The sequence below is a fragment of the Streptomyces sp. NPDC086023 genome (genome assembly GCF_044540325.1).
Taxonomy (GTDB): Bacteria; Actinomycetota; Actinomycetes; order Streptomycetales; family Streptomycetaceae; genus Streptomyces.
The window spans coordinates 33,975-56,825 of record NZ_JBITRX010000002.1 but is presented as its reverse complement, the minus strand read 5'-3'; the positions used below and the strand labels follow the sequence as shown (position 1 = coordinate 56,825).

Here is a 22,851-nt window from a genome sequence, read left to right as displayed (position 1 = left end):
GTGTTCCATGCCCCCAAGCTCCCAGCAGGCACGGGGGTGTGCCTCCCCCCGTGCGGGGGATCCCCCTCCCCCGCACGGGGGAGGGGGAGGGACCCGGGCAGAGCGCGTCAGGGCGCCGCGGGCGTCACGCCTCCGGGTAGCGGCGCGGGGTCCAGGTGACCTGCGCACCGTCCCCGCGGCGGACCACCTGGGTCTGCGACGAGCCGATCAGCAGGATCGTCCGCATGTCGACCTCCTCCGGGTCCAGGTCGGCCAGCCCCACGATGCGGACCGACTGCTCCGGGCCGCCCACGTCGCGGGCCATCACGACCGGCGTGTCCGGGGACCGGTGCTCCAGCAGCAGCTCCCGGGCCTTGCCGACCTGCCAGGTGCGGCTGCGGGAACCGGGGTTGTACAGGGCCAGGACCAGATCGGCCCGGGCCGCCGCGGCCAGCCGCTCGGCGATGACCTCCCACGGCTTGAGGCGGTCCGAGAGGGAGATGGTCGCGTAGTCGTGGCCCAGAGGCGCTCCGGCGGCCGCGGCCGCGGCGTTGGCGGCCGTCACGCCGGGCAGCACGCGCACCGGCACGTCCCGGTACGCGTCCTGCGCGGCGACCTCCAGGACGGCCGTGGCCATGGCGAAGACGCCCGGGTCGCCGCCGGAGACCACCGCGACCCGCTTGCCGCGCCGCGCCAGGTCCAGGGCGAACTCCGCGCGCTCCGACTCGACCTTGTTGTCGGAGCCGTGCCGCACCTGGCCCGCCCTGCGGGGCACCCGGTCGAGGTACGTGGTGTACCCGACCAGCACCTCGGCGTCGGCCAGCGCCCGCCGGGTCTCCGGGGTCAGCCACAGCGGGCCGGCCGGCCCGGTGCCCACGACCACGACCTCACCGGTCTCCGGGGCGGGCCGGCTGCCGGGGTTGCCCACCCGGCTCGGCACCACGGCGACGGCGAAGTAGGGGACCGACTCCGGGTCCGTGTCGGCGAGTTCGCCGGTCCGCTCGCCCGCCATGGTGGCGCGCTCCACGTACTTGGCCTCGGCGAGCCGCCCGGAGGTCTCCATGGCCCGGCGGACGGCCGGGAAGGTGCGCCCGAGCTTCATCACCACGGCGGAGTCGGTGGCGGCCAGACGGGCCGTCAGCTCCTCCTCGGGGAGCGTGCCGGGCAGGATCGTGAGCACCTCCTCGCCCTCCACCAGCGGCGTCTGGAGCCGGGCGGCGGCGGCGCTCACCGACGTGACGCCGGGGACGACCTCGGTCCGGTAGCGGTCGGCCAGCCGCTTGTGCATGTGCATGTACGAGCCGTAGAAGAGCGGGTCGCCCTCCGCGAGTACGGCGACCGTCCGGCCGGCGTCCAGGTGCGCGGCCAGCCGGGCCGCCGCGGACGCGTAGAACTCCTCCATCGCGCCCTGGTAGCCGCCCGGGTGGTCTGTCGTCTCGGTCGTGACGGGGTAGACCAGGGGTTCCTCGATGTGGTCCGCGCGCAGGTGCTCCGCGGCGATCGACCGCGCTATCGAGCGGCCGTGGCGGGCACTGTGGTACGCCACCACGTCCGCCTCGGCGATCACCTGGACGGCACGCAGCGTCATCAGCGAGGGGTCGCCGGGGCCGAGCCCGACACCGTAGAGGCGCCCGGCGGCGGGCGGGGCAGTCTGCTCGCTCATTCTTCCTCGCTCGCGATCGCGTTGATGGCGGCGGCGGCGATCGCGCTGCCGCCGCGCCTGCCCCGCACGATCAGGTGGTCGAGCCCGGAGTGGTGTCCGGCCAGCGCGTCCTTGGACTCGGCGGCGCCGATGAAGCCGACCGGCACGCCGATCACCGCGGCCGGGCGCGGCGCGCCCTCCTCGATCATCTCCAGCAGCCGGAAGAGCGCGGTCGGCGCGTTGCCGACGGCGATCACGGAACCCTCCAGCAGGCCCCGGTCGCGCCACAGCTCAAGAGCAGCCGCGCTGCGGGTCGTGCCCATCTTGCGGGCCAGCTCCGGCACTTCGGGGTCGGAGAGGGTGCACACGACCCGGTTGTCGGCGGGGAGCCGCTTGCGGGTCACGCCGCTGGCGACCATCTGTACGTCGCACAGGATCGGCGCGCCGGCGTGCAGGGCGGCCCGGCCGCGCAGCACGACGTCGTCGGTGTAGCCGAGGTCCCGGGTCAGGTCGGTCATGCCGCAGGCGTGGATCATGCGCACCGCCACCTGGGCGACCGAGGCGGGCAGCCCGGCGAGATCCGCCTCGGCGCGGATCGTGGCAAAGGACTGGCGGTAGATCGACGCGCCGTCCTTCTCGTACTCGAACACGGTGTACTCGCTCATTTCTTCACTGCGGTCTGCGACGACGGGTGAGGGGTGGTACGCGCCTCCGCCAGGGCGGCGGCGAGGTCGGTGGGGGCAAGGCCGGTACGGGCCGGCCGGCCGGGGGCGGTGAGGCGGTAGCCGTCGGGGGCAGCGACCAGATCGACCCAGTCGGTGCCGCGCGGGTGTCCGCACCGGCGCTCGCACCCGGCGAAGTGGACGGGCAGCACGCCGGCCCCGCCCGTGGCCCCCACGGCGAGGGGTGCGTCGGCCCGCACATCCGCCAGGGACTTGGCACAACCGGGACGTCCGGTACAGGCCGTGACGGACTCCCAGACGCTGTCGCCCGCGACGACGAGCCCGGCCCGCTCCAGCAGCGCAGCACCGTCCACGGGCACGTCCGCAAGCACGACACCACGCCAGGGGGTGATGCGCAGAGGACCGCGGGACAGCCCGGCAACACGGACCAGCTCCCGCCACTGACCGGCGGAGAACCGGCCGAGCGGCGGCAGAACGCACAGGTGCGACCGGGGCCCGGCACCGACACCACGGGGCCGCACCGGCGCGGCGTAGGGCCACACCACATCGGCCCGGTACCGGGCACCGATCCCGTCACGACTCAACCGCCCGACGAACTCCCTTGCGCACAAGGCATGCTCGGCAGGCAGCTCGCCCACCCGCCAGGCCTTGGTCCCGGCCACCTGCACGGCGTCGAGAAAGGCATGAGCAGCGAGCAGCGCGGCCCGCGGCGCGTCACCGGCACCCACCTCAACGGCATCCGCGCCCGCCCCGAGCCGAACCAGTGCGCCCACCCCGGCACCCGCGGACCCGCCGACTGCCAGCACGGTGACGTCCGGGTCGAGCGCCGCGACATCGCCGCGACCATCATCAAACGCAAACAGAAAACGTCCAGACAAAGCGGTCACTCGCGCATCCGCACACAGCCTGCGGTCGAACTCCCGCACCCAGGGCAGCACATCGCGCTCCGGCGGCCCGTCCAGCCCGGACATGGGGGTGGCCACGATGTTCCGCACCCGCTCGTGCCCGGGCGCGGGCAGCAGCCCGGCCCCGTCCAGCAGCGCGGCCAGCTCCGCCCCGCACGCATCCGCGAGACCCCGCAACTGCACGTTGCCGCGCGACGTGACGTCCAGGTTCCCGTCCCCGAAACGCTCGGCGGCCTCCCCCAGCAGGGCGGCCTGACGAGCGGTGAGAAGACCGGCGGGCAGACGTACGCGCGCCAGGTACCCGTCGTCCGCCGCGTGCAGACGCAGCGCACCCGGGCAGGCGTCGCCGCCGTCCCGTATGACTGGTTCGTCCCGGGACGCGGGGGAAGGGGCTGGGGGCATGGCGGCGAGCATACCCACGATTCTCGGGCCCCGGTCTGTGGCCGTCACCACCCCCTCCCCGGCCGGCCCCCGTCTCGATCCCGGCAGGCCGGCGCCCCACACCGCCGCCGGGAAGGGCGCAGACCCAGGAGGGCCGGCCTGATCCCCGGTGCGCCCACCCTGGCCCCGGGTCCAGCCCGATGCCCGCCGTCCCCTCCGCTCCCGGCCGGTCGTGTGGTGTGTGGGGAAGGTGCTTGAGGCGTCGTGGCAGGCTGGTCCGGTGGCAGGCCCGGGCCTGGGGTGGCCGAAGGCCAGGGCGAAGCCCCAAAGCCCCAGGGGTGGGCCTGCCGCTGGGCCTGCAGGCCACGACGGGTCAAGCACCGAGGGGACCCACACACCACACGACCGGCCACCCGGCACCACCGGCTCGCCCCGGCACCGGCTCTCGCCCGGCACCGACACCGGCCCACCCCGGCACCGGCTCGCCCCCGGCACCGGCACCGGGGCGCCGAACCGAGGCGGGCCACGGGAACCCCTGGCCCAGCCTTCGCCCCGGCACCGTCGTGGGCCCCGTATCAGGCGCGGGACCCGCTGCGGCCGGACGGGCCGTGGCCGCTGCGCGGAGCTGCCCCTCCCCGCCCTTCTCCCGTTCACCGGGGCGGTCCCCGGACCCCCTGCGCCCTCAAACGCCGGGCGGGCCAAGACTCGGGACCCGCCTCGGACGCCACGCCCCGCCGCTACCGGGGACGCCCAGCAGCGAACCGCGGTACGCGGTGTCGGGCGCGCCGACGGCGCTGGGGGCACAAGTCGCGCTCCAGCACGCCACCAGGCCAACGCGGCATCACCCCAGCACGAATGGGGTGGACCGGGACGCGGCGGCGAGTGGGGGCGGGCGGAGTGCGGCGGCGAGTGGCGGGCCGGTGCGGGTGGGAAGTGACGGGCTGGTGGTGGGAAGCCGGAGCAGGAAACGGAGCGGGAAGCGGGAGCAGGCCGTGGCAGGCAAGCTTGCACAGCCCCGCAGGCCGCGGCTAACGCCGGTTGCCGGAAACCGGAACAGGCCGTGAGGCGGGAGCAGGCAGCGGGCACACGCAGCCCCACAGGTCCGCAGATCCTCAGCCCGCACCCCCACGGGCCCAACCCCCAACCCCCAACCTCACCCCCCCAACCCCCGCACCCCCACTCCCCACGCCCCAACCCCCACTCCCCCGCCCCCCACCCCCCGCACTAAGATGCTCCCCGTCGGGTCGTCTGGCCCGGCACCGCCGAAGGCGGCGTCATGGGAGGAAGCCCGGTGTGAATCCGGCGCGGTCCCGCCACTGTGAGCCCCGGTGCCCGCCCCGCGCGGCGCCCGGGTGAGCCAGGAACTCCCGCCGTCTTCACTGCCCGGGGCGCGGAAACCCCGAGGAAGGCCGGACGCCGCATGATCCTGCTGCTGTCGACGTCGGACACCGATCTGCTGAGCGCACGTGCGTCGGACGGCCCGGTCCCGTACCGCTTCGCGAACCCCTCCCGGCTCCCCCTGGACGACCTGCCCGCGCTGCTCGACGAGGCCGACCTCGTCGTCGTACGCCTGCTCGGCGGCCTGCGCGCCTGGCAGGAGGGCCTCGACCTCCTCCTCTCCCCCGGCCAGACCAAGCCCGTCGTCGTCCTCACGGGTGAACAGGCCCCGGACGCACAGCTGATGGAGGCCTCCACGGTGCCGATCGGCATCGCCGCCGAGGCCCACGCCTACCTCGCGCACGGCGGCCCGGCCAACCTGGAGCAGCTGGCCCGGTTCCTCTCGGACACCGTGCTGCTCACCGGCCACGGCTTCGAGCCCCCGGCCGCCTCGCCCACCTGGGGCGCGCTGGAGCGCGATCCAGCCCCCACCACTCCCGCCACCCCCGCACACCCCACCACCCCCACACCTCCCACCGCCCACCCGCACGCGCCCCGGATCGCCGTGCTCTACTACCGCGCCCACCAGATGAGCGGCAACACCGCCTTCGTGCACGCCCTGTGCGACGCGGTCGTCGAGGCCGGCGGCACGCCGATGCCGCTGTACGTGTCCTCCCTGCGCAGCCCCGAGCCGGAGCTGCTGGCCGAACTCGGCTCCGCCGACGCCATCGTGACCACCGTCCTGGCCGCCGGCGGCACCCGCCCGGCGGACGCCTCCGCCGGCGGCGACGACGAGTCCTGGGACGCGGGCGCGCTCGCCGCGCTCGACGTGCCGATCCTCCAGGCCCTGTGCCTGACCGGCTCACGCGCCGACTGGGAGGAGAACGACGAGGGCCTCTCGCCGCTCGACGCCGCCAGCCAGGTCGCCGTACCGGAGTTCGACGGCCGGCTGATCACCGTGCCGTTCTCCTTCAAGGAGATCGACGAGGACGGCCTGCCCGCGTACGTGGCCGACCCCGAGCGCGCCGCCCGCGTCGCCGGCACCGCCGTGCGCCACGCCCGCCTGCGCCATCTGCCGAACGCCGAGAAGCGGCTGGCCCTCGTGCTCTCCGCGTACCCCACCAAGCACTCCCGCATCGGCAACGCCGTGGGCCTCGACACCCCCGCCAGCGCGGTGGCGCTGCTGCGCCGGCTGCGCGCCGAGGGCTGGGACTTCGGGCCGGAGGAGGAGATCCCGGGCCTGGTCTCCGGCGACGGCGACGAGCTGATCCGCGCCCTGATCGAGGCCGGCGGCCACGACCAGGACTGGCTGACCGAGGAGCAGCTGGCCAGGAACCCGGTCCGCATCCCGGCCGCCGACTACAAGCGCTGGTACGCCCGGCTCCCCGCGGAGCTGCGCGAGCAGGTCGAGGAGCACTGGGGCCCGGCGCCGGGCGAGATGTTCCTGGACCGCACGCACAACCCGGAGGGCGACATCGTCCTCGCGGCGCTGCGCCGCGGGAACCTGCTCATCCTGATCCAGCCGCCGCGCGGCTTCGGCGAGAACCCGATCGCCATCTACCACGACCCGGACCTGCCGCCCTCGCACCACTACCTGGCGGCCTACCGCTGGATCCAGGCGGCCGCGGAGGACGGCGGTTTCGGCGCCGACGCGATGGTCCACCTGGGCAAGCACGGCAACCTGGAGTGGCTGCCGGGCAAGAACGCCGGCCTCTCCGCGGCCTGCGCGCCCGACGCCGCGCTCGGCGACCTGCCGCTGGTGTACCCGTTCCTGGTGAACGACCCGGGCGAGGGCACCCAGGCCAAGCGCCGGGTGCACGCGACGCTGGTCGACCACCTGGTGCCGCCGATGGCCCGCGCCGACTCGTACGGCGACATCGCGCGCCTGGAGCAGCACCTCGACGAGTACGCGCAGATCTCCTCGATGGACCCGGCGAAGCTGCCCGCGATCCGCGCCCAGATCTGGACGCTGATCCAGGCCGCCAAGCTCGACCACGACCTCGGTCTGGCGGAGCGTCCGGACGACGACGGCTTCGACGACTTCCTGCTGCACGTCGACGGCTGGCTGTGCGAGGTCAAGGACGCCCAGATCCGCGACGGCCTGCACGTGCTGGGCGGCGCGCCGACCGGCCCCGAGCGGGTCAACCTGGTGCTGGCGATCCTGCGGGCCCGCCAGATCTGGGGCGGTACGACGGCCCTCCCCGGCCTGCGCGAGGCGCTGGGCCTGGACGAGTCCAAGGCCACCCGCACCTCCGCCGACGAGGCCGAGGAGACGGCCCGCGGGCTGGTCGAGGCGATGGAGGCGGCGGGCTGGGCCCCGGCCGCTGTGGCCGGGGTCGCCGAGGGCCACCCGGCCGGCGTGGCCGACGTACTCGCCTTCGCCGCCCGCGAGGTGGTGCCGCGGCTGGCAGCGACCACCGACGAGCTGGACCACGCGGTGCACGCGCTGAACGGCGGCTTCGTGCCGGCCGGGCCCTCGGGTTCGCCCCTGCGCGGCCTGGTCAACGTGCTGCCGACCGGCCGGAACTTCTACTCCGTCGACCCCAAGGCCGTGCCCTCGCGCCTCGCGTGGGAGACCGGACAGGCCCTCGCCGACTCCCTGCTGGAGCGCTACCGCACGGACAACGGCGAGTGGCCGGCCTCCGTGGGCCTGTCCCTGTGGGGTACGAGCGCCATGCGCACCGCCGGCGACGACGTGGCCGAGGCCCTCGCGCTGCTGGGCGTCCGGCCGGTGTGGGACGAGGCCTCGCGCCGGGTCACCGGCCTGGAGCCGGTGCCGGTCGCCGAGCTGGGCCGCCCGCGCATCGACGTGACGCTGCGCATCTCGGGCTTCTTCCGGGACGCGTTCCCGCACGTGATCGGGCTGCTCGACGACGCGGTGCGGCTGGCCGCCTCGCTGGACGAGAGCGCCGAGGACAACTACGTACGGGCGCACGCCCAGGCGGACCTGGCCGAGCACGGCGACGAACGGCGGGCCACCACCCGCATCTTCGGCTCCCGCCCGGGCACCTACGGCGCCGGCCTGCTCCAGCTGATCGACAGCCGGGACTGGCGCACCGACGCCGACCTGGCCGAGGTGTACACGGTGTGGGGCGGCTACGCCTACGGCCGGGGCCTGAACGGCCGTCCGGCGCGGGACGAGATGGAGTCGGCGTACAAGCGGATCACGGTGGCGGCGAAGAACACCGACACCCGCGAGCACGACATCGCCGACTCGGACGACTACTTCCAGTACCACGGCGGCATGGTGGCGACCGTGCGCGCGCTGCGGGGCACCGCCCCGGAGGCGTACATCGGCGACTCGACCAGGCCGGAGACGGTCCGCACCCGCACGCTGGTCGAGGAGACCTCCCGGGTGTTCCGGGCGCGCGTGGTCAACCCGAAGTGGATCGAGGCGATGCGCCGCCACGGCTACAAGGGCGCCTTCGAACTCGCCGCGACGGTGGACTACTTGTTCGGCTACGACGCGACCACCGGCGTGATCGCGGACTGGATGTACGACAAGCTCACCCAGGCGTACGTGCTGGACCCGGAGAACCAGGCCTTCCTGAAGGAGGCCAACCCCTGGGCGCTGCACGGCATCGCGGAGCGGCTGCTGGAGGCGGAGTCCCGCGGGCTGTGGGAGAAGCCGGACCCGCAGGTGATCGAGGCGCTGCGGCAGGTGTTCCTGGACGCCGAGGGCGACCTGGAGGGCCAGGCCGGGCAGGAGTAGCGGAGGCGGTACGGAGCGGCCGGGCGGTGCCGGTCCCGGGTGCACACCGGGGACCGGGCGCCCTACGCGGCCGGACGCGCCCTACGCGGCCGTTGGGGGGCGGGCCCCGTTCCATGGGAAGGACGTCACACGACTCCTCCCGCGGAACGGAGCCCGCCCCTCATGCGTGACCCTGCACGGCGCGGGCCGAACCGCCAGCGGGTCGCCGGGCTTTCACCTGATGCGGTGAACCGCCCCATGGGCGGGCCGGGTCGGGGGTAGGGCACTGCCGATCTCGCGCGCGGACCGGGGAAACGGTCACCCTCCGCCCGACGGGACGCGACCCGACGACGAAGCGAAGTGAAAGGCCGGGCCCTCCGTGACGCAGCCGTTCCACCTGCCGGACTTCTACGTGCCCCATCCGGCGAGACTCAACCCCCACGTGGAGCAGGCCAGGGCCCACAGCACGGAGTGGGCCCGCGGCTTCGGGATGCTGGAGGGGTCCGGGGTCTGGGAGCAGAGCGACCTCGACTCCCACGACTACGCGCTGCTCTGCGCGTACACGCACCCGGACTGCGACGCCGACGCCCTGTCCCTGATCACCGACTGGTACGTGTGGGTCTTCTTCTTCGACGACCACTTCCTGGAGTTGTTCAAGCGCACCAACGACCGCGAGGGCGCCCGCACCTACCTCGACGGGCTGGCCGCGTTCATGCCGATGGACCTCGCCGACGGCTTCCCCGAGCCGTCGAACCCGGTCGAGGCGGGCCTGAAGGACCTGTGGCTGCGCACGGTGCCCGCCATGTCCGCGCACTGGCGGGCCCGGTTCGCGGAGAGCACCCGCAACCTCCTCAACGAGTCGATGTGGGAGCTGCACAACATCGGCATCGGGCGGGTGGCCAACCCGCTGGAGTACGTCGAGATGCGCCGCAAGGTCGGCGGCGCGCCCTGGTCGGCCGGGCTGGTGGAGTACGCCGCGGCCGAGGTGCCCGCGCGGGTGGCCCACGCCCGGCCGCTCCGGGTGCTGCGGGACGCGTTCTCGGACGCGGTGCACATCAGGAACGACCTGTTCTCGTACCAGCGCGAGGTGCAGGACGAGGGCGAACTCTCCAACGCGGTACTGGTCCTGGAGACCTTCCTCGGCTGCACCACGCAGGAGGCCGCCGACCTCTCGAACGACCTGCTGACCTCCCGCCTGCACCAGTTCGAGCACACGGCGCTCGCCGAGGTGCCCGCGCTGGCCGCCGAGCACGGGCTCACGGCGCCCGAGCTGGCCGCCGTACTCGCGTACGCCAAGGGCCTCCAGGACTGGCAGTCCGGCGGCCACGAGTGGCACATGGTCTCCAGCCGGTACATGAACGAGCACGCCCGGCGGACCGCCGCCGTCCCGCTGCCCGCGCCGGCGCCGTGGTCCGCGGGCGGGGCGGGCGCACCGGGCGGCCCGGGCGCCGTGACGCACAGCGGTCCGGGGACCGCGGCGCTGGACATCCGGTCCGTGTTCGCGCCGCGCGCCGCGGAGCTGCGCCGGCGGAGCCTCGGCCACGTGCCCTTCCGGCAGGTCGGTCCGGTCGCGCGGCCGGAGGTGTCGCTGCCCTTCCCGGTCTCCTTCAGTCCCCACCTCGACCGGGCGCGGGCCGGGCTGGTGGCGTGGTGCCGCGAGATGGGCCTGCTGGAGCCGTATCCGGGCGACCCGGCCTCCGGCATCTGGGACGAGGACCGGCTGCGGGCCTTCGACTTCGCGCTCTGCTCCGCGGCGATCGACCCGGACGCCACGCCGGAGCAGCTGGACGTCAGCGCCCGCTGGCTGGCCTGGGGCACGTACGCCGACGACTACTACCCGGCGGCCTTCGGAGCCACCAGGTCCCCCGACGCGGCCCGCGTCGCCACCGAACGGCTGCTGTCCATGGTGCCGACGGACCCGGCCGACGCGCCCGAGCCGCTGATCCCGCTGGAGCGCAGCCTCAGGGAGCTGTGGGCGCACAGCGTGGCCGGCATGGCCGGGCCGGTGCGCGAGGAGTTCCGGGCCACCCTGGCCGACATGCTGGAGAGCTGGGTGTGGGAGGTCGACAACACCACGCTGAACCGCGTCCCGGACCCGGTCGACTACGCGGAGATGCGCCGGCACACCTTCGGCAGCGGGCTGACCATGTTCCTGGCGCGGCAGGGGCAGGCGGGGCGGGGCGTGCCGGCCGAGGTGTTCGGGGACGGGGTGGTGCGCTCGCTGGAGAACGCCGCGTCGGACGTGGGCTGCATGGTCAACGACCTGTTCTCGTACCGGAAGGAGATCGAGTTCGAGGGCGAGGTGCACAACCACGTCCTGGTCACGGAGACCTTCTTCGACATCGAGCCCCCGGCGGCCTTCGGCATCGTCGCCGACCTCCTGGAGCAGCGGACCCGGGAGTTCGAGCACATCCGCGACCACCAGTTGCCGGTGCTGTACGAGGACCGGGGGCTCGACGCGGCGGCCCGGGCGGCCATGGACGCGTACGTCCGGGAGCTGGAGGACTGGATGGCGGGCGTGCTGCACTGGCACCGGGAGACGCGGCGGTACGACGAGGCGTACGCGTCCCGGGTGACGGCCGGGAACGCCGCTGCCGGGCCGGCGGCCGTCGCCGGGCGCCTTCCGGACGCGGGGTCGGCCCCGGCAGCCCGGCTGCCCTCGGACGTCGGGCTGCCGACCGGCCTCGGGTCGTCCGCGGTACGGCTGTTCCGCCCCCAGCCCGCCTGATCCGGCGCGTGCCCCGGCCGGTCCGCGAAGGGCCGGGCCGGGGCGCTCGCCGGGTCAGAACTCGTCGAGGGTGTGCGGCAGCGGCCCGGTGCGCAGCGCCGCGTCGAACCACTCCGCCGCCCCCGGCGTGTGCTCGGCGACCAGCCCGGCCCGCACCAGCGTCCCGACCGGGGTCCCGCCGAGGTAGCAGGCGGCCAGGTCCCGCACGTCGAAGGTGAGGTCGGGCGCCTCGTGCACGGGCTCGTACGCGGCCCCGTCCGGCCCGGCCTTGAGCCGGAACCGCCCCGCGTTGGCCGGCAGCCGGTCGTCCCGCACCTCCAGCACCAGCTCCACCGGTGCGGCCCAGGAACGCGCGGTCAGCGCGGCGCGGACGTCGACCAGGCGCATCCAGAGGGCGGGGAACTGCTCGGTGGCGCGCACCTGGTCGCGGTCGGCCGCGAAGAGCAGCAGCGGGTCGTCGGCCGGCCGGCCCCAGGCCCGTACCGTGCCCGCCAGGTCGAGGGCGGTCAGGCACTGCCAGAGGGCCGCGGCCGCGGCGGGGGTGTCCGCCTCCAGTTCGTGGACCTGCACGACCCCGCGGCTGCGGCCCGGTGCGCCGGGCAGGTCCTCGGTCTTGCTGCGGTAGACGGCGTACCCGGCGAGCGGGTCCCCGAGGGCGAGGATGCGCGGCGGGCCCAGCTCGTCGTCCTCCTCGTCCTGTTCGGCCAGCCAGTCCGAGCGCCAGCGGGCCTCGTCGCGCAGGGTCCGGCCGGCGCGGAGGGTCCGGGTGCGTTCGAAGTAGGGGCCGAGGAGTGCGGGTGCCTGGTCGGGGGCGACCAGGCGCAGCGGACGCGGGTCGGGCGTGATGCGCAGGGCCAGGGGGCGGGTGGCGTCGATCTCGACGCTGACCCCCTGGGTGGCGGCGCCGAAGCCGAACCGCCCGTAGATGGCGGTCTCGGAGGCCCAGAGCGCGGCGACCGGGTGCTCGTCGCGGACGGCCCGGTCCAGCCGCGCGGCCATCATCGCGGTGAGCACGCCGCGCCGGCGGTGGGTGGGGGCCACCGCGACGAAGGTGAGGCCGGGGCACGGCAGGTCCGCGCCCGGTACGGAGATCCGGAAGGGGTGGGCGGCGAGGAAGCCCACCAGGGTGGTGCCGTCGTACGCGCCGAGGCGGTCGCACCCGCGGAGCAGCTCGCGGTGGCGCTCGCGGACCTGTTCCTCGGGGCGGTCGTGGAAGACCAGGTAGGCGAGTTCCAGCGCGGCGTCGATGCCGTCCTCGGGCACCTCTCGGATGTCCAGCATGATCAAGACCCTAATGGGTCATTACGGCCCGGTTACCGCAGAATGGCCGGTTTCGCCAGGCGTACGAGTTCCAGGGCCTGCTCCGGGAACCACTCGCCGGCCTTCGGGTCCACGGTGCCCCGCGCGGGGTCCTCGGGGCCCTTGCCGCCGCGCAGGCAGGCGCCGTCGGACTCCCCCGGCGTCTTGATCCACAGTCTGGCGTCGTGGAGCGGGTCGCCGGTGGCGGTGGTGGGGCGGGCGCCCAGGCCGCGGCCCGGCGGGTTGCACCACTCCTGGGGGTCTCCGTAACGGCCGGCCGGGGCCTTCCAGGGGCCCTGTCCGTTGCGGCTGCTGTCGGTGATGAAGTGCTTCATCGTGGCCGGATCCGGTGCCCCCACTCGGGCGGCGATCCAGGCGCGGGCCTCGCCGCGCGGGCGCCGCTGGTCGGGGCAGTCCGCGCTGTCGCCGCCCTGGTCGGCGTACCGGAGGCAGGCGGAGACCAGGTGGGCGAACCAGGTGCTGTCGTCGTCGGTGGTGTAGTTGGAGATGTTGACGGCGAAGCCGGTGGCCGCGTCGATGCCGGCCTGGCGCAGGCGCGGCACGATGTTGTTGACGGTGTGCCAGCCCGCGTGTCCGGTGTCCAGGTAGACGTCGGCGGCCGGCTTGGACTCCAGGGTGCGGACCGCGTAGTCGATCTCGGTGTAGCGGGAGGCGGTCCTGGTGCGCCCGAGGGCGTCGGCGCCGCCGGCGCACTCGCGCGGGAGCAGGGCGAGCGAGTCGGGTTCGAGGACGACGAGGGCGCGGTGGTCGTCGATGCCGCGGGCCACGGCGTCGATCCAGGAGCGGTACGCGGCGGTGCCGGCCGCGCCGCCCGCGCTGTACTGGGAGCAGTCGCGGCCGGGCACGTTGTAGAGGACCAGCACCGGCAGCGTGCCGGCGCGGGCGGCGGCCATCGTGGTGGCCCGGGCTTCGGACTCGGCCTGGGCGGGGGTCTGGTCGCCGAGCCAGACGGCGTGCGGGGTGCGGGCCATGGCCAGGATCCCGGCGGCCTCGCGGTGCAGGCCGCGGTCGGCGAGCTCCCGGGCCTGCCGCCCGGCGGCCGGGTTGGGCTCGGGGACGTACAGGGCGGTCTGCGGGGCGGGAGCGGCGGCGCCGGGAGCGGGCAGCAGCGCGGCGCCCGCGGCGAGGGCGGCCAGCGCCCGGGCGAGGTTGCGGTGGAACACGCCCAAACGCTGGCGGAACGGCCCCGCACGGGTCAACCCCTGTTCCCCGGGACGGCTCAAGGGCACAACCCGTGCGGGTTGCGCCCTCGGCGGTGTGCTTACGGAACGTCCGGCGGCGGCTGCGAGCAGGTGGGGTCAGGCGATGGCGGAGTGGCGGGCCGGGCGGGGTTCGGGAAATTCGCGGTGGATCGGCGAGTGGGCGCCGGTCAGCGCGATGCCGCTGCCGCCGCGGCGGTTGGCGACGATCTCGGCGGCGATGGAGACCGCGGTCTCCTCGGGGGTCCGGGCGCCGAGGTCGAGGCCGATCGGAGAGCGCAGACGGCCGAGCTCCACGTCGGTGACGCCGACGGCGCGGAGCCGCTTGTTGCGGTCGTCGTGGGTGCGGCGGGAGCCCATCGCACCGACATAGGCGACGGGGAGGCGCAGGGCCAGTTCCAGCAGCGGGACGTCGAACTTGGCGTCGTGGGTGAGCACGCAGAGCACCGTGCGGCCGTCGACCTCGGTGGACTCCAGGTAGCGGTGCGGCCAGTCCACGACGATCTCGTCGGCCTCCGGGAACCGGGCCTTGGTGGCGAACACCGGGCGGGCGTCGCAGAGCGTGACGTGGTAGCCGAGGAACTTGCCGACCCGCACCAGGGCGGCGGCGAAGTCGATGGCACCGAAGACGATCATGCGCGGGGCCGGGACGCTGGACTCGACCAGCACCTTCAGCGGCTCTCCGCAGAGGCGGCCGTCCGCGCCGACCTCCAGTACGCCGGTCCGGCCGGCGTCCAGCATGGCGCGGGCCTCCTCGGCGATGGTGCGGTCCAGCTCGGGGTTGCCCCCGAGACCGCCCTCGTGGGCGCCTTCGGGGCGGACCAGCACGGGGCGGCCCATGAGCTCGGCCGGGCCGGCGGCGACGCGGGCCAGGGCCGCCGGGGAGCCGGCCGCGGCGGCGGCTATCGCGGCCTCGTAGACGGCCCGGTCGGGGCTGTCGGCGCGGACCGGGGTGACCAGGATGTCGATGATGCCCCCGCAGGTCAGTCCGACGGCGAAGGCGTCGTCGTCGCTGTAGCCGAAGCGCTCCAGGACGGTCTCCCCGTCCTCGATGGCCCCGCGGCACAGCTCGTAGACCGCACCCTCCACGCATCCACCGGAGACCGAACCGATCGCGGTGCCGTCGCTGTCGACGGCGAGCGCGGCTCCGGGTTGCCGGGGCGCGCTGCCGCTGATCGCCACCACGGTGGCGACCGCGAAGTCGCGTCCCTGCTCGACCCACCGGTTCAGCTCTTCGGCGATGTCCAGCATTGCGGCCTCCCTGAGGGGTTCGGTTCCAGTATCGGACGGGTGGAGGGTGCGGTCCCGGTCGGCGGGCTCAGCTGATGCCGAGCCAGCCCTCGATCGGGTGCAGGGCGTAGAAGACCACGAAGATCGCGGTCAGACCCCACATGAAGCCGCCGATCTCGCGGGCCTTGCCCTGCGCGATCTTGATGGCGACGTAGCTGATGACGCCCGCGGCGACACCGGCGGTGATCTGGTACGTGAACGGCATGATCACGACGGTCAGGAAGACCGGGATCGCGACCGAGCTGTCGGCCCAGTCCACATGGCGGGCGTTCTGCATCATCATCGCGCCGATGACGACCAGGGCCGCGGAGGCGACCTCGCCCGGGACGATCTGGGTGATCGGGGTGAAGAAGATGCAGGCGGCGAAGAACAGGCCGGTGATGACGGAGGCGAAGCCGGTACGGGCGCCTTCGCCGACGCCGGTCGCGGACTCGACGAACACGGTCTGGCCGGAGCCGCCCGTGACACCGCCGATGGCACCGCCGGCGCCGTCGATGAACAGGGCCTTGGACAGGCCCGGCATGCGGCCCTTGTCGTCGGCCAGCTTGGCCTCGGTGCCGACGCCGATGATGGTGGCCATCGCGTCGAAGAAGCCGGCCAGCACCAGGGTGAAGACGATCATGCCGATCGTCACGGCGCCGACCTCGCCCCAGCCGCCGAACTCGACCTTGCCGAAGAGCGAGAAGTCCGGCATGGAGACCGCGGAGCCGCTGAGCTCCGGCGGGCCGCTGCGCCACGCCTTGGGGCTGATCTCCGCCACGGCGTTGAGGATCACGGCGAGGACGGTTCCGCCGACGATGCCGATCAGGATCGCGCCGGGAACCTTGCGTGCCTGCAGCATGAAGATGGCGAGCAGGGTCACGCAGAAGATCAGGACGGGCCAGCCGGCGAGCTCGCCGGCGGGGCCGAGGGTGACGGGACCGCCACCCTGGGAAGCGTGCACGAATCCGGCCTTCACGAGGCCGATCAGGGCGACGAACATGCCGATGCCCATGGTGATCGCGTGCTTGAGGGCGAGCGGGATCGCGTTCATGATCATCTCGCGGAGGCCGGTGACGACCAGGAGACAGATCACGACGCCGTACATCACGCACATGCCCATGGCCTGCGGCCAGGTCATCTCGGGGGCGACCTGCGAGGCGAGCACGCCGGAGACGGAGAGTCCGGCGGCGAGGGCCAGCGGCACCTTGCCGATGAAGCCCATGAGGAGCGTGGTCACGGCCGCGGCGAACGCGGTGGCCGTGATGAGGGCCTTCTGGCTCAGAGTGTCGCCGGCGGCGTCCTTGCCAGAGAGGATCAGGGGGTTGAGCAGGAGGATGTACGCCATCGCCATGAAGGTGGTGATGCCGCCACGGACCTCGTTGCCGACCGAGGATCCTCTGTGGGTTATGTGAAAGTACCGGTCGAGCCAAGACCGTCCGGCCGCGGGGGAAGAGCCGGTTCCGGCGTCTTCCGCGGTGGTCTTGGGCTCCACTGACGACTGGGTCATGGTGCCTAACTCCCAAGGTTCAAAGGGGCACCCGCAGGGGGTTCTTTTTCAATCGCGGGATTTGGGACTGCGTTTGGCTGCACGACCCGGGGTGACGGCCCGAGCTGTGGTACTGCTGGGGATGAAACTTCGGTGTTTCGGTCCTGCTGGGTGTTGCCGGTGCTTCGGGTGGTGCTGGAGAAGCTGACCGCGAGCGGTGCGGTACTTCGCTGCTCCGGGCGGTGTGACCGCGTGAAGTGTGACGTTCCCTGGTCACACCGCCCGGAGAGTCCGGGGTCCGGGGGCCTCGCGGCCCCCGGAGGACGCCGTCCTAGAGGGTGCCGGTGAGGGCCTCGGGACGGATCGGCGTCTTGTTGAGCTCCAGACCGGTCGCCTGCCGGATCGCCGCGAGGACGGCCGGGGTGGACGACAGGGTGGGGGCCTCGCCGAGACCGCGCAGACCGTACGGCGCGTTCGGGTCGGCGAGTTCCAGGACGTCGACCGGGATGGTCGGGGTGTCGAGGATGGTCGGGATCAGGTAGTCCGTGAAGGAGGGGTTGCGCACCTTCGCGGTCTTCGGGTCCACGATGATCTCCTCCATCACCGCGACACCGAGACCCTGGGTGGTGCCACCCTGGATCTGGCCGACGACGGAGAGCATGTTCAGGGCCTTGCCGACGTCCTGGGCGGTGGCCAGCTCGACGACCTTGACGAGGCCGAGCTCGGTGTCCACCTCGACGACCGCGCGGTGCGCGGCGAAGGTGTACTGGACGTGGCCGTCGCCCTGGCCGGTGACCAGGTCGAACGCCTGGGTCGGGCGGTGACGGAACTCGAGTTCGAGGTCGATCGCCTCGTCCTCGAGGATGTCGGCGATGTCCGCGAGGACCTCGCCGCCGTCGGTGACGACCTTGCCGCCCTCCAGGACCAGCTCCGCGTGGGCCCACGCCGGGTGGTACGAGCCGTTCTTGCGGCGGCCGATCTCCAGCAGCTTCTCGCGGACGGCCTCACAGGTGTTCTTCACCGCGCCACCGGTCATGTACGTCTGCCGGGAGGCGGACGTCGAACCGGCGGAGCCGACCTGCGTGTCGGCCGGGTGGATGGTCACCTGCGTGACGCCGAGCTCCGTGCGGGCGATCTGGGCGTGCACGGTGACACCGCCCTGGCCGACCTCCGCCATGGCCGTGTGGACCATCGCGACGGGCTCGCCGTTGATGACCTCCAGGCGCACGCGGGCGGTGGAGTAGTCGTCGAAGCCCTCGGAGAAGCCGACGTTCTTGATGCCGACCGCGTAGCCGACGCCGCGGACGACGCCCTCACCGTGCGTGGTGTTCGACAGGCCGCCCGGCAGCGCGCGGACGTCCGCGCTCTCGCCGGCGGTCTCCCACTGGCGCTCCGGCGGAAGCGGACGCTCCTTGACGCGGCGCAGCAGCTCGGCGACCGGCGCCGGCGAGTCCACGACCTGGCCGGTGGGCATGATCGTGCCCTGCTCCATGGCGTTCAGCTGGCGGAACTCCACCGGGTCCATGCCCAGCTTCGCCGCGAGCTTGTCCATCTGGGCCTCGTACGCGAAGCACGCCTGGACGGCGCCGAAGCCGCGCATCGCGCCGCAGGGCGGGTTGTTCGTGTAGAGGGCGACGGCCTCGATGTCCACGTTGTCGATGACGTACGGACCCACCGAGAGGGAGGACGCGTTGCCGACGACGGCCGGGGAGGCGGAGGCGTAGGCACCGCCGTCGAGCACGATCCGGCACTTCATGTGCGTGATCTTGCCGTCCTTGGTGGCGCCGTGCTCGTACCAGAGCTTCGCCGGGTGGCGGTGCACGTGTCCGAAGAAGGACTCGAAGCGGTTGTAGACCATCTTGACCGGCTTGTCGGTCGCGAGGGCCAGCAGGCAGGCGTGGATCTGCATCGAGATGTCCTCGCGGCCGCCGAAGGCACCGCCGACGCCGGAGAGCGTCATGCGCACCTTCTCCTCGGGCAGGCCGAGGACGGGGGCGATCTGCTTGAGGTCCGAGTGCAGCCACTGGGTGGCGACGTAGAGGTCGACGCCGCCGTCCTCGCTCGGCACGGCGAGGCCGGACTCCGGGCCGAGGAAGGCCTGGTCCTGCATGCCGAAGGTGTACTCGCCGGTGACGATGACGTCGGCCTTCTTGGCCGCCTCGTCCGCGTCGCCGCGGATGATCGGCTGGCGGTGCACGATGTTCGGGTGCGGGACGTGTCCGGCGTGGTGGTCGTCGCGGCCCGGGTGGAGCAGGACCGCGTCCTCGGCGAGGGCGGAGGCCTCGTCCGTGACGACCGGCAGCTCCTTGAAGTCGATCTTGATCTTCGCGGCGGCGCGGCGGGCGGTCTCCGGGTGGTCGGCCGCCACGAGGGCGATCGGCTCACCGTGGTGGCGTACGCGGCCGTTGGCCAGGACGGGGGTGTCCTGGATCTCCAGACCGTAGTTCTTCATCTCCGCGGGCAGGTCCGCGTAGGTGAGGACCGAGTAGACGCCCGGCATGGCCAGCGCCTCGGAGATGTCGATGTTCTCGATCTCGGCGTGGGCGACCGGGCTGCGCAGGGTCTGGCCCCACAGCATGTCCTCGTGCCACATGTCCGAGGAGTACGCGAACTCGCCGGTGACCTTGAGGGTGCCGTCCGGGCGGAGCGTGGACTCGCCGATGCCGCCCTTGCTGTGCTTCTGGGTGACGTTGGTCGGCGTACCCACGGTGCGGGTGTTCTGAGCCATGGTCAGACCGCCTCTCCCTGGCGGGCGGCCGCCAGGCGGACCGCGTCGAGGATCTTCTCGTAGCCCGTGCAGCGGCAGAGGTTGCCGGACAGGGCCTCACGGATGTCCTGGTCGGACGGGTCGGCGTTCTGCTCCAGCAGGGCGTCGGCCTGGACCAGCAGACCCGGGGTGCAGAAACCGCACTGGACCGCGCCGGCGTCGATGAACGCCTGCTGGATCGGGGAGAGCTCGACGCCCTCGCCGGTCTGGGAGTCACCCGGCTTGGCGGCCCAGCGCTTGGCCTCGTCGGTGGAGACGCCGGTGCCGCCGCCGCAGGCGCCGGAGCCACAGGCGTGGCCGTGGTCCTCGCGCTGCTTCGAGAAGTCGGCCAGGCCCTCGACGGTCACGACGTCGCGCCCCTCGACCTGACCCGCGGCGACCAGACAAGAACAGACCGGCACGCCGTCGAGACGGACGGTGCAGGAACCGCACTCGCCCTGCTCGCAGGCGTTCTTCGAGCCGGGCAGGCCCAGGCGCTCACGCAGGACGTAGAGGAGGGACTCGCCCTCCCAGACGTCGTCGGCTTCCTGCGGACGGCCGTTGACGGTGAAATTGACGCGCATGGTTACGCAGCCCCTTCAAGCGAGCGGCCGTTCGTGCCGCGGTACTGCTCCCAGGTCCAGACGAGCTGGCGGCGAGCAAGGATGCCAACCGCGTGACGGCGGTACTTCGCCGTGCCACGGACGTCGTCGATCGGGTTGCACGCGCCGGAGGCGAGCTCACCGAACTGCTTGGCGATCGACGGGGTGATGACCTTGCCGGACTCCCAGAAGCCGCCCTCTTCGAGCGCGGCGTTCAGGAACTCCTCGGCGGCCTTGGCCCGGATCGGCGTCGGGGCTGCCGAGGCGATGCCCGTACGCACGGTGCGGGTGTCGGTGTGCAGCGCCAGGCCGAAGCCGCAGACCGCGATGACCATCGCGTTGCGGGTGCCGACCTTGGAGTACTGCTGCGGGCCGGTGGCGTTCTTGATGTGTACCGACTTGATGAGCTCGTCCGCGGCGAGCGCGTTGCGCTTGACGCCGGTGTAGAACTCGTCGATCGGGATCAGGCGCGAACCCCGCACCGACTCGACCTCGACGTGGCAGTCGGCGGCCAGCAGGGCGGGGTGGGAGTCACCGGCCGGCGAGGCGCAACCGAGGTTGCCGCCGACGCCGCCGCGGTTGCGGATCTGCGGGGACGCGACCGTGTGCGAGGCGAGCGCGAGACCCGGCAGCGTACCGCGCAGGTTCTCCATGATCTGGGTGTAAGGGACGGAGGCGCCGAGCTTGGTGACCTCCTCGCCTACCTCCCACTCCCGCAGCAGCTCGATGCGGTTGAGGTCGAGGAGGTACTCCGGACGGCGGTGGTCGAAGTTGATCTCGACCATGATGTCGGTGCCACCCGCAATCGGCACAGCTGTGGGGTACTCGGCCTTAGCGGCGAGCGCCTCCTCCCAGCTGGCGGGGCGAAGGAAGTCCATGTGCGGCTCTCTTCTTCTTAATCGGGTCGTTCACTTCAAGCCAGGAGGCCCAAAGGCCCTCGACTGGTCGTTCACGTGCTGTTAACGCGGTGTGGAGTCAGTACACAAGCCGCGCATCCCTCGGGTGCAGTCACCGAAACCATGAAGCAGTTGGCTGGCGGCCTCCCTCGTCTTGTAGATTCGTATGAAAGGCGAGGTGCGCTGACCTCGCCGATTTCCAACGGCAACATCGAGACAGATCGGCGGCGACCCCATGCGGCTGCGCGCACTGCTGGAAACCGAGGCGCTGGGCTTGCGGCTGCTCGGCGGCGAGGAAGAGCTCGACCGTACGGTCCGAGGCGTCATGACCACGGACCTGAAAGACCCGAGCAGATACCTTTCGGGCGGAGAATTGGTGCTGACAGGGCTCGCCTGGCGACAGAATCCGGCCGACTCCGAGCCTTTCGTACGAATCCTTGCGTCGGCGGGTGTCGCGGGTCTCGCAGCGGGCGAGGCGGAGATCGGGGGCATCCCCGAGGATCTTGTTTCGGCCTGTCTGCGGAACCGGCTTCCGCTGTTCGCGGTGAACGAGGACGTTGCATTCGCCACGATTACGGAGTACGTCGTCCGGCAGGTCTCCGGAGAGCGCGCCGGGGACCTCGCGGCCGTCGTCGACCGCCACCGGCGGCTGATGACCTCGGGCCCCGCCGGCGGCGGACCTGATGTGGTGCTCGATCTGCTCACCACCGACCTCGATCTGCGCGCCTGGGTGCTGTCCCCCACGGGACGCCAGATCGCCGGCGCCGGGGAGGCGCTCCCGCCGGGCGTCTGCGCGGCGCTCGCGAGCGAGCATCTGGCGGCGGTCCGGACCGGTCGCCGGGGCCCGCACCGGATCTCCATCCAGGGTATTACCTACTCCCTCTTCCCGATCGGGGGAAACGGCCGCGCCGCGGCCGGCGCGGGCGCCCGTGACGTGCGCGAGAGCGTCCTGTCGGACTGGCTGCTGGCCGTCGAGGCGGACGCCGGGGACTGGCCCGCGGAGCGGCTGGACCTGCTCCAGGGCGTCACCCAGCTGATCGCCGTCGAGCGGGACCGGCGCGACGCCGCCCGCACCGTGCGCCGCCGGCTCGCCCAGGAGGTGCTGGAGCTGGTGCAGACCGGCGCGGCGCCGGCCGAGATCGCCGCCCGCCTGCGGGTGGCCGCCCCCGTGCTGCTGCCCGGCCTCGGCGCGGCCCCGCACTGGCAGGTCGTGGTGGCCCGGGTGGACTGGGAGGGCGGGGACATCCCCGGCGGCCCGGTGGCCCAGTCGCTGCTGGAGGAGATCCTGGTCGACCCGGGCGTGTCCGGCCCCGAGCCGTCCGACCGGATCGCCGTGGCGCACGCCGGGGACGAGGCGATCGCCCTGGTCCCGCTGCCGGCCCTGGCCGGCGAGGAAGGGCCCGGCACCGCGCTGCACGCCGACGCGCTGCTGGCGGCCGTACGCGAGCCCCTGGCGGCCGGTCTGGCCGACGACGGGCGGCTCACCCTGGGCGTCAGCGCGGCCGTGCACTCGGCCGAGGGGCTGCGCGGCGCCCTGGAGGAGGCCCGGCACGCCCGCCGGGTGGCCGCCGCCCGGCCCGGCCGGGTCTGCGCCGCCGGGCACCACGAGCTGGCCTCGCACGTGCTGCTGCTGCCGTTCGTCCCGGACGACGTGCGGCGCGCCTTCACGGCCCGGCTGCTGGACCCGCTGCGCGACTACGACCGGCGGCACCGCGCGGAGCTCATCCCCACGCTGGAGGCCTTCCTCGACTGCGACGGCTCCTGGACCCGCTGCGCGACCCGTCTGCACCTGCACGTCAACACGCTGCGCTACCGGGTCGGCCGGATCGAGCAGTTGACGGCGCGTGACCTTTCGCGCCTGGAGGACAAGCTCGATTTCTTCCTCGCCCTGCGGATGAGCTGACGGAACGCCATTCCGGCGGGCCCGCCGCCCGCCGGGGTCGG

General features: G+C 73.3%; 13 protein-coding genes and 1 riboswitch. Of the genes, 3 read left to right on the top strand and 10 right to left on the bottom strand.

The annotated features are described in order from the left end of the window. Window positions 1-124: 124 nt before the first annotated feature. From ACIF6F_RS03565 to ACIF6F_RS03555, 3 genes are read right to left on the bottom strand one after another with little or no spacing between them, the layout of a single operon-like run. A complete protein-coding gene (locus ACIF6F_RS03565) occupies window positions 125-1,642 on the bottom strand; it encodes a precorrin-2 C(20)-methyltransferase (RefSeq protein ID WP_399940686.1) in 1,518 nt (505 codons plus the stop codon). Beyond that, on the bottom strand, window positions 1,639-2,286 hold the full coding sequence (locus ACIF6F_RS03560; protein ID WP_399940683.1) for a precorrin-8X methylmutase: 648 nt from the start codon (window positions 2,284-2,286) through the stop codon (window positions 1,639-1,641). Before ACIF6F_RS03560 ends, ACIF6F_RS03565 begins: the two co-directional genes overlap by 4 nt. After that, window positions 2,283-3,623, bottom strand: coding sequence for a cobalamin biosynthesis protein CobG (locus ACIF6F_RS03555; RefSeq protein WP_399940681.1), 1,341 nt, complete (start codon window positions 3,621-3,623; stop codon window positions 2,283-2,285). The genes ACIF6F_RS03560 and ACIF6F_RS03555 overlap by 4 nt, the downstream gene beginning before the upstream one ends. Before the next feature lie 1,247 nt (window positions 3,624-4,870). Further along, window positions 4,871-4,957, top strand: a riboswitch (cobalamin riboswitch). Window positions 4,958-5,010: 53 nt separating this feature from the next. On the opposite strand from ACIF6F_RS03555, the gene cobN reads away from it, so the two are divergent. Further along, window positions 5,011-8,679, top strand: a complete 3,669-nt coding sequence (gene cobN, locus ACIF6F_RS03550; protein WP_399940678.1) for a cobaltochelatase subunit CobN — start codon at window positions 5,011-5,013, stop codon at window positions 8,677-8,679. 358 nt (window positions 8,680-9,037) lie between these two features. Continuing rightward, window positions 9,038-11,386: a germacradienol/geosmin synthase gene (locus ACIF6F_RS03545; RefSeq protein WP_399940676.1), complete on the top strand. Its 2,349-nt coding sequence runs from the start codon at window positions 9,038-9,040 to the stop codon at window positions 11,384-11,386. 54 nt (window positions 11,387-11,440) lie between these two features. Here ACIF6F_RS03545 and ACIF6F_RS03540 read toward each other — a convergent pair whose 3' ends face one another. The 7 genes from ACIF6F_RS03540 to ACIF6F_RS03510 form a co-directional block, all read right to left on the bottom strand. Further along, on the bottom strand, window positions 11,441-12,667 hold the full coding sequence (locus ACIF6F_RS03540; protein WP_399940673.1) for a GNAT family N-acetyltransferase: 1,227 nt from the start codon (window positions 12,665-12,667) through the stop codon (window positions 11,441-11,443). Between the two features lie 32 nt (window positions 12,668-12,699). Further along, on the bottom strand, window positions 12,700-13,869 hold the full coding sequence (locus ACIF6F_RS03535) for a glycoside hydrolase family 6 protein (protein ID WP_399940670.1): 1,170 nt from the start codon (window positions 13,867-13,869) through the stop codon (window positions 12,700-12,702). A 135-nt stretch (window positions 13,870-14,004) separates the two neighbouring features. Then, a complete protein-coding gene (locus ACIF6F_RS03530) occupies window positions 14,005-15,156 on the bottom strand; it encodes an XdhC family protein (protein WP_399940668.1) in 1,152 nt (383 codons plus the stop codon). 67 nt (window positions 15,157-15,223) lie between these two features. Further along, window positions 15,224-16,684, bottom strand: coding sequence for an NCS2 family permease (locus ACIF6F_RS03525; RefSeq protein WP_399940665.1), 1,461 nt, complete (start codon window positions 16,682-16,684; stop codon window positions 15,224-15,226). Window positions 16,685-16,994: 310 nt separating this feature from the next. Further along, the gene (gene pucD, locus ACIF6F_RS03520; protein WP_399940662.1) at window positions 16,995-19,391 is read right to left on the bottom strand and encodes a xanthine dehydrogenase subunit D; all 2,397 of its coding nucleotides are present in this window, start codon (window positions 19,389-19,391) and stop codon (window positions 16,995-16,997) included. A 2-nt stretch (window positions 19,392-19,393) separates the two neighbouring features. Then, on the bottom strand, window positions 19,394-19,993 hold the full coding sequence (locus ACIF6F_RS03515; protein WP_399940660.1) for a (2Fe-2S)-binding protein: 600 nt from the start codon (window positions 19,991-19,993) through the stop codon (window positions 19,394-19,396). Window positions 19,994-19,995: 2 nt separating this feature from the next. Then, a complete protein-coding gene (locus tag ACIF6F_RS03510; RefSeq protein WP_399940657.1) occupies window positions 19,996-20,889 on the bottom strand; it encodes an FAD binding domain-containing protein in 894 nt (297 codons plus the stop codon). 253 nt (window positions 20,890-21,142) lie between these two features. Here ACIF6F_RS03510 and ACIF6F_RS03505 point away from each other — a divergent pair, with 253 nt between their 5' ends. Beyond that, the gene (locus tag ACIF6F_RS03505) at window positions 21,143-22,810 is read left to right on the top strand and encodes a PucR family transcriptional regulator (protein ID WP_399940654.1); all 1,668 of its coding nucleotides are present in this window, start codon (window positions 21,143-21,145) and stop codon (window positions 22,808-22,810) included. Window positions 22,811-22,851 lie beyond the last annotated feature (41 nt).